Here is a 7,924-nt window from a genome sequence, read left to right as displayed (position 1 = left end):
AGGCACCAAGGCGATACGACGTCCGCCGGACGACCACCCACCGATTTTCACGCCCACAGGGTGTCGCCGTCAGGGCGACCGGACTACTGACACCCCAAGGAGACGCTGAGCATGAGCAACCATCCCGGACCGGCCGAGGCTGCGGCGACCACGACCTCGTATCGGCACGCACTCGCCGACCACATGGAATCCGGCGCCACGTTCGACTACATCGTGTGCGGCGCCGGTTCCTCCGGGTCCGTTCTCGCCGGAAGACTCGCGGCCGATCCGGCCGTCACGGTGCTGCTCGTCGAGAGCGGCGGTGACGACGAGGACGAACGGGTCCGCGACCCCGACCTGTGGCCGGCCAATCTCGGCAGCGAGCGGACCTGGGACCACGTCACGGAGCCGAACCCGCATCTGAACGGGCGCCGGCTCGCCTACGCCACCGGCCGCGGGCTGGGCGGGGGAAGCGCCGTCAACGCGGGCGTGTGGGCCCGTGGCCACCGGAGCGACTGGGACTCCTATGCCGAGGCCGTGGGCGATCCCGCGTGGGGCTACGCGCACGTCCTGGAGCACTACCGCGGCATCGAGGACTGGCGGGGAGCGCCCGACCCCGAGCGCCGGGGTACCGGCGGGCCGATGCGGATACGGCCGTCGCAGGACGTGCACCCGCTCTTCGCCGCCTTCCTCGACGGCGCCGAGGCCACCGGCGTCCCCCGGTTCGACAGCGCCAACGGCGCCCTGATGGAGGCGGACTCCGGCTGCGCCGTGCGGGACGAGAACATCCACGACGGTGTGCGGCAGACCCCCTTCCGCCACTACGTCGCCGACCGTGTGGGGCAGCCGAACCTCACGGTGCTGCCGCACACGACGGTCTCCCGTGTACTGCTCTCCGCGGGCCGGGCCCGCGGCGTCGAGATCGTGCGCGACGGCAGGCCGCTGCGCGCTCACGCGTCGCAAGAGGTGGTGCTGTCGCTGGGCGCGCTCGGTACCCCGGCCGTACTCATGCGGTCCGGGATCGGGGACGAGGACGAACTGCGGAACCTGGGCATCCCGGTGGTCCAGCACCTGCCCGGCGTCGGCCGCAACCTCGACGACCACATACGCCTGCCCTGCATGTGGGAGGCGACGGACGTGCCGCTGCCGGTGCCCACACGCAGCCAGGCCGTCTGCTTCTGGGAGGACGAGCTGCGGCCGGGCGCACCGGAGTTCGTCATGTACGTCTCACCGGCGCCGTCGGTCTCGCCCGAGAGCGCGGCGCAGTACCCGCCGCCGGAGCGGTGCTTCACCCTGATGCCCGCCATGCGCCTGCGCGGCGGCAGCCGCGGCCGGGTCCGCCTGGCGAGCACGGACCCGACGGCGGGACCGCGTATCGAGACGAACTTCCTCGCCGACCCCGACGACATGCGCTCGGCCCTGGCCGCCGTCGCCATGGCCCGGGAAATCGGCAACTCCGCTGCGCTCCGCCCGTTCGTCGAGCGGGAGGTGTCCCCGGCGTCCTCTGTGACGGACACGGTGGAGATGTTCGTGCGGAACGCCGTGGAAACCTACTGGCACCAGAGCGGTACGTCCCGGATGGGACGGGACGAGGGAGCCGTGGTGGACGCGAGGCTCAAGGTGCACGGCATCGAGGGCCTCCGCGTCGCCGACGCCTCGGTGCTGCCCCATGTGACGGTCGCCAACACCATGGCCCCCTCCATGGTGGTCGGCGAGCGGGCAGCCGAGATTCTCGCGGCCGAGCAGGGCTGAGGAAGGCCGGGCCCCAGGGCGGGCTGATCGGGCGGCGTAGTCGCGGGCGGTGGCGGTGAACCCGCCCTGCCGGACCGCGAGGACATCCTGATCAGCGGTCACAGGGGCATGTGCGCGCGTGCACCCCCTGCGAGCTGTGCCGGGGGCCGGCTCATGCGACGATGCGGCTATGAATCGCCTGGCAGACTCCCAGTCGCCGTATCTGCTCCAGCATGCCGACAACCCGGTGGACTGGTGGCCATGGAGTGACGACGCGTTCTCGGAGGCGAAGAGGCGAGGCGTACCCGTACTGTTGTCCGTTGGCTACTCTGCGTGCCATTGGTGCCACGTCATGGCTCACGAATCATTCGAGGACGAGGTCACCGCCGCGTTCCTCAATGAGCACTTCGTCTCCATCAAGGTCGACCGCGAAGAGCGGCCCGACATCGACGCCGTCTATATGGAGGCCGTTCAGGCCGCCACCGGGCAGGGCGGGTGGCCCATGACCGTATTCCTGACCGGGGACGCCGAGCCGTTCTACTTCGGTACGTATTTCCCGCCCGAGGCGCGGCATGGGATGCCGTCCTTCCGGCAGGTGCTCGAAGGGGTGCGGGCCGCTTGGACGGACCGGCGGGATGAGGTCGGGCAGGTCGCCGGGCGGATTGTGCGGGATCTTGCGGGGCGCAGTCTGGCTGTCGGCGGGGCGCAGGCGCCGGTTGCCGAGGATATGCATGCCGCGCTGATGGGGCTCACCCGGGAATTCGATTCCGTGCGCGGCGGGTTCGCCGGGGCGCCCAAGTTTCCGCCGTCGATGGTGCTGGAGTTTCTGCTGCGGCATCATGCCCGGACGGGGTCCGTGGCCGCCTTGCAGATGGTCGGGGCGACCTGTGAGGCGATGGCCCGCGGCGGTATTTACGACCAGCTCGGAGGCGGGTTCGCCCGCTATTCGGTGGATGCCGAGTGGGTGGTTCCGCACTTCGAGAAGATGCTTTACGACAATGCGCTGCTGTGTCGCGTCTATGCGCATCTGTGGCGGGCCACCGGGTCGGATCTTGCCCGGCGCGTGGCGCTGGAGACTGCGGACTTTCTCGTGCGGGAGTTGCGTACTGAGCAGGGCGGGTTCGCCTCCGCGTTGGACGCCGACAGTGATGACGGGAGCGGGCGGCACGTCGAGGGCGCCTACTACGTGTGGACGCCCGAGCAGTTGCGGGAGGTGCTCGGGGAGGACGACGGGCGGCTCGCGGCTGAGCACTTCGGGGTGACGGAGGGCGGCACCTTCGAGGAAGGGGCGTCTGTTCTCCAACTGCCCGACACCGAGCGGCTTCTCGACGCCGGGCGGCTCGCGTCCGTACGGGAGCGGCTGCTCGCGGCGCGCGAGGAGCGACCGCGCCCCGGGAGCGACGACAAGATCGTCGCCGCCTGGAACGGGCTGGCCGTCGCCGCCCTCGCGGAGACCGGCGCGTACTTCGACCGCCCCGATCTCGTACAGGCCGCCACCGACGCCGCCGACCTGCTCGTACGCACCCACATGGACTGGCACGCGCGCCTGTGCCGCACCTCCCTGGACGGCGTCGCGGGCTCCCACGCCGGTGTCCTGGAGGACTACGCCGACGTCGCCGAGGGCTTCCTCGCCCTCGCCGCGGTCACCGGCGAAGGCGTCTGGACCGACTTCGCGGGGCTGCTCCTGGACACCGTCCTCATCCAGTTCACGGCCGAGGACGGCGCCCTCTACGACACTGCCGCCGACGCCGAGGCGCTGATCCGGCGGCCCCAGGACCCCACCGACAACGCGGCGCCCTCCGGGTGGACCGCCGCCGCCGGGGCGCTCCTGTCGTACGCCGCCGTGACCGGCAGCTCCCCGCACCGCGAGGCGGCCGAACGGGCGCTCGGCGTCGTCAAGGCGCTCGGCCCGCGCGCCCCCCGGTTCATCGGCTGGGGCCTCGCCGCCGCCGAGGCGCTGTTGGACGGGCCCCGCGAGATCGCCGTCGTCGGCCCGTACGACGACGCGGCCACCCGGGAACTGCACCGCACCGCCCTGCTGTCCACCGCCCCCGGCGCGGCCGTCGCCCTCGGCGAGCCGGGCGCCCCCGAAGTGCCGCTGCTCGCCGACCGGCCGCTGCTGGACGGGCGCCCCGCCGCGTACGTCTGCCGGCACTTCGCCTGCGACGCCCCCACCGCCGATCCGCAGGTGCTGGCCGGGCTGCTGCGGACCCCCGGCGACGAGCAGCCGGGCGGCGGCTGACCCGATTCGCGAATCCACTTGAACTTGACGTGGGCGTCAAGTTCTAGCGTCATGGCGAACCCATCCGCCCCGCGAGGAGTCCGCCCATGACCACCGCGTCCATTCCCGCAACCCACCGCGAGGTCCGCCTCGCCGCGCACGCCGAAGGGAAACTGACCGACGAGCACTTCGACATAGCAGAGGTTCCGGTTCCGCGGCCCGGACCCGGCCAGCTGCTCGTACGCAACAAGACCATGGCCGTGGCCGCCGTGATGCGGACCCTGATGGTCAAGGACAGCCCCGTCCCGATGCCGCCCTTCAAGCTGGGGGAGGCGCTGACGGGGCCGTCCGTCGCCGAGGTGGTCGCCGAGTCCGGCACCGGGTTCGCGGTCGGCGACCTCGTCACGACGCAGTCCGCGGGCTGGCGCGAGTACGCGGTCGTCGCCGAGGGCCAGGCGCAGCGCGTCGACGCGGACCTGCTCCCCGACCCCGGCGCGTACCTCTCCCAGGGCCCCACCGCCTACATGGGCATCGTGCGCACCGCCGAAGTCCGGCCCGGCGACACGGTGTTCGTGTCGGGCGCGGCCGGCGGGGTCGGCACGCTCGCCGGGCAGATCGCCCGGCTGCGCGGCGCCGCGCGGGTCATCGGCTCGACGAGTTCGCAGGCCAAGGCGGACGTACTGATCAAGGAACTGGGGTACGACGCGGTCGTCCTGCGCGGCGCCGGACCGTTCGAGGAGCAACTGCGCGCGGCGGCCCCGGACGGCATCGACGCGGTCTTCGACAACGTCGGCGGCGAGCAGCTCCAGGCGGCCGTGAAGGTCGCCAACCGGCGCGCCCGCGTCGCCCTGGTCGGCGCGCTCTCCGGCCAGTTGGGGGAGGGCGCGCTGGCCGCCTTCGACACGCTCGCGCTGGTCTCGAACAGCATCACGCTGCGCGGAGCGGCGCTCTACGACAACCTGGACGTGATCCCCGAGTGGTACCGCGAGTTCGGCCGCGGGCTGCGCGACGGCACACTGACCTTCCCGCACGCGCGGCTGTCGGGCATCGAGTCGGCCCCTCGCGCGTTGAGGGAGTTGACCGAGGGACGTCACATCGGCGCGGTGCTGGTGGAGATGTAGTCCTCGGCGGGGAGGACCGGATGCGGATCGGCGACGCGGCGGCCGCCGCGGGGCTCACACCGCGAGCCGTGCGCTACTACGAGCAGCAGGGGCTGCTGGCGGCCCGGCGGACGCCGTCGGGCCACCGGCTGTACGGGCCGGACGACGTGCGGCGGCTGCGGACCGTACGGGGGCTGCTGGAGGCCGGGCTGACCGTGGGGGACGTACGGTCCTTCGCCGAGGGCCTGGACCGGGTGCCTTCCGGGGAGGGCGACCGGGTGCCCGACGGCGCCGGGCAGCGGTTCTTCGCCTCGGCCGGCGCCGGTCCCTGTCCCGCCGTGGAGGAGGTGATCCGGCGCCGGCTGGCCGATCTGGACGCCCGTATCGAGCGGCTGACGGAGCTGCGTCGGCGCCTCGCCGACCAGGTGGGGGAGGGGCCGCGGGAGCCGGGGCGTGTGGCCCCGTACGCGCGGGCGCTCAGAGAGTGAGCCCGCGGATGAGCACGTCGAGGGCCTGCTCCATGAGGGCGATCAGGTCCTCCTCGTTGCCGTTGCGGGCCCAGTGCATCAGCGCCGCCTGGAAGCCGCCGAGCACCGCCCCCACCACGACCTCCACCTCGACGTCGCCGGAGGGGCGGCCGGTGCGCTCGCAGAGCACCTCGGCCAGGATCCGCCCGGACTCGGCCTGGCTCTCGCTGGCGCGGGCGCGGAGGGCGGGCACCTCCTGGAGCAGCTTGGTGCGCTCGACCATCTCCTCGCGCTCGGACGCGAACACGTGGCACAACGGGTCTATGACGGTGTGCCGGATGGACTCCATCGCGGGCTCGCCCGGCGGCCGGGCCCGCAGCGCCGCCTCCATCATGGCGTCGTACTCGTCGGTGAGCACGATGTCCTCTTTGGTGGGGAAGTAGCGGAAGACGGTGCTGGGGGAGATGTCGGCGGCGGCGGCGATCTGGTCGACGGGCGTCGCGTCGTAGCCCTGCTCCTTGAAGAGCCGGTAGGCGGCGCGGCGGATCGCCTGGCGGGTCTGGATCTTCTTCCGCTCGCGCAGTCCGAGCTTGGGCTCGGGCAGCGCCTCGGGTGTCGTGGGTGCGGCGGCCATGCCGCTCATTGTCCGCCATCCCCGGGTTCGGGGACCACGGCGTCGCTGGTGGCGGTCGTGGGCGCGGTGGTGGTCGCGGTGCCGACGCCGGCGCCGACCGCGGCTGCCATTCGAGGCGCGTCAGGTGTGCCGGATGTGTCGGACGGGGACGTTGCGGCCTTCGGGGTCGTCGTGCCCGTGACCGTACGGCCGGCTCGCCGCGGGTTGGGCAGGAAGGCCGCGACGAGCAGCGCGGCGGCCAGCGCGGCGATCCCGGTGACGAGCAGCGCCAGGTTCATGCCGTCGACGAACGCCGCGTCCGCCGAGTGGCGCAGCGCCGCGTCGCCGAGCCGGGCGGCGACGACATGGCCGCCGACGACCGATTCGCCCGCGGCGTGGGCGGCGTCGTGCGGCAGCGCGCCGGTGTTCAGGTGGGAGCGGTACGCGGCGGCGAGCAGGCTGCCGAGGACCGCGACGCCGATGGCCCCGCCGACCTGGCGCAGCGTCATCAGCAGCCCGGAGCCGCTGCCCGCGCGGTCGGCGGGGAGCGCGCCGAGGGCGTTGCTCATGGCGGGGATGAGGGCGAAGCCGAACCCGAACCCGGTGATGAGCAGCCACACCACGACCGTGCCGTAGCCGTCGCCCAGGTGGGTGTCGCTGGCGAGCAGCGCGGCGAAGGCGAGGACGAACAGCCCGCAGGAGATGACGGGCCGCGGTCCGAACCGCGCGACCAGCGGCGGGGCGCCGCGCGAGGCGACGAGCATCCCGGCCATCATCGGCATCATCCGCAGCCCGGTGCCGAAGGCGTCGTTGCCCTGGATGACCTGGAGGTACTGCGGCAGCACGAACAGCAGGCCCATCAGGGTGAAGGTCACCAACGTCGCGGCGATGGCGTTCCACCGGAAGCCGCGGTCGCCCAGCAGCGTCAGATCGAGCATCGGCCGGACCGAGCGCCGCTCGCGCAGGACGAGCGCTACGAGCAGCACCACGGCCCCCGCGAACGCGCCGAGGACGACGGCGGAGCCCCAGCCGCGCGTCGGGCCCTCGATGACGCCGAAGACGAGCAGGCCCAGGCCGAGCGCGGTGAGGGCGCTGGAGACCGTGTCGACCTTGGGGGAGGCGGGGTCCTTGGTCTCGGGGAGCAGGAAGACGCAGGCGGCGATGCCGATGGCGACCAGCGGCACGTTGATCAGGAAGACCGAGCCCCACCAGAAGTGGTCGAGCAGCCAGCCGCCGACGATCGGGCCGAGCGGCATGCCGAGCGCCGAGGCGGCGGACACCGCGCCGACGGCCTTGCCGCGCTCGTCGGGGCCGAAGAGCGAGGGCAGTACGGACATGGCGAGCGGCATGATCAGCGCGGCGCCGGCCCCCATGACCGTACGGGCGGCGATGACCAGGCCCGGCGCGTCGACGACGGTGCCCAGCAGGGAGCCGGCGAGGAATATCGCGAGGCCGGTGATGAGCATCCGGCGGCGGCCGAAGCGGTCGCCGAGGAGTCCGGCCGGGAGCATCAGGGCGGCGAGGACGACGAGGTAGGAGTCGGCGATCCACTGCTGCTGGCCGGTGCCGGCGCCGAGCTGCGAGGCCATGGTCGGCAGCGCGACGTTGAGGATCGTGCCGTCGAAGCCGAGTACGAGCATGCAGGCGACGATCGCGCCCAGCGCCCACCAGCGCCGGGGGTCGGGGCGGTGTTGCGTCGGTGCGCCCATGGGAAGCCTCCCGAAGTGTGGAAGTTGATGTCAAATGCTAGTAACTCTCAAAAAGTAGTGGCTGTCAATTTGTGGGTCCGTGCGCCCGCCCGGGTATCCGCCCC

The 7,924-nt window shown here is 72.7% G+C and carries 6 protein-coding genes; 4 read left to right on the top strand and 2 right to left on the bottom strand.

What is annotated here, in order from left to right:
- The first annotated feature begins 111 nt into the window (after window positions 1-111).
- The 4 genes from ACFU99_RS24835 to ACFU99_RS24820 all read left to right on the top strand — a co-directional run bounded on the left by ACFU99_RS24835 (window position 112) and on the right by ACFU99_RS24820 (window position 5,519).
- Complete coding sequence (locus tag ACFU99_RS24835; RefSeq protein WP_384395490.1) at window positions 112-1,731, top strand: GMC family oxidoreductase; 1,620 nt, start codon at window positions 112-114, stop codon at window positions 1,729-1,731.
- A 169-nt stretch (window positions 1,732-1,900) separates the two neighbouring features.
- Window positions 1,901-3,952, top strand: coding sequence for a thioredoxin domain-containing protein (locus ACFU99_RS24830; protein ID WP_384395488.1), 2,052 nt, complete (start codon window positions 1,901-1,903; stop codon window positions 3,950-3,952).
- Between the two features lie 86 nt (window positions 3,953-4,038).
- Window positions 4,039-5,052 (top strand): MDR family NADP-dependent oxidoreductase, encoded by a 1,014-nt coding sequence (locus ACFU99_RS24825; RefSeq protein ID WP_384395486.1) that lies wholly within the window; start codon window positions 4,039-4,041, stop codon window positions 5,050-5,052.
- A gap of 20 nt (window positions 5,053-5,072) precedes the next feature.
- Window positions 5,073-5,519, top strand: a complete 447-nt coding sequence (locus ACFU99_RS24820; protein ID WP_384395484.1) for a MerR family transcriptional regulator — start codon at window positions 5,073-5,075, stop codon at window positions 5,517-5,519.
- On the opposite strand, the gene ACFU99_RS24815 is transcribed toward ACFU99_RS24820, so the two are convergent.
- Together ACFU99_RS24815 and ACFU99_RS24810 are read right to left on the bottom strand one after the other, a co-directional pair.
- Window positions 5,509-6,132, bottom strand: a complete 624-nt coding sequence (locus tag ACFU99_RS24815; protein ID WP_384395482.1) for a TetR/AcrR family transcriptional regulator — start codon at window positions 6,130-6,132, stop codon at window positions 5,509-5,511. The genes ACFU99_RS24820 and ACFU99_RS24815 overlap by 11 nt on opposite strands.
- Window positions 6,133-6,137: 5 nt before the next feature.
- Entirely contained in the window at window positions 6,138-7,820 is a 1,683-nt protein-coding gene (locus ACFU99_RS24810) for an MFS transporter (RefSeq protein WP_384395480.1), read from the bottom strand.
- Between the last annotated feature and the right edge of the window lie 104 nt (window positions 7,821-7,924).

The organism is Streptomyces sp. NPDC057654, assembly GCF_042800135.1.
Classification (GTDB): domain Bacteria; phylum Actinomycetota; class Actinomycetes; order Streptomycetales; family Streptomycetaceae; genus Streptomyces.
Note: the sequence above shows the minus strand (reverse complement) of the source record. Positions and strands in the feature narration are given on the sequence as shown.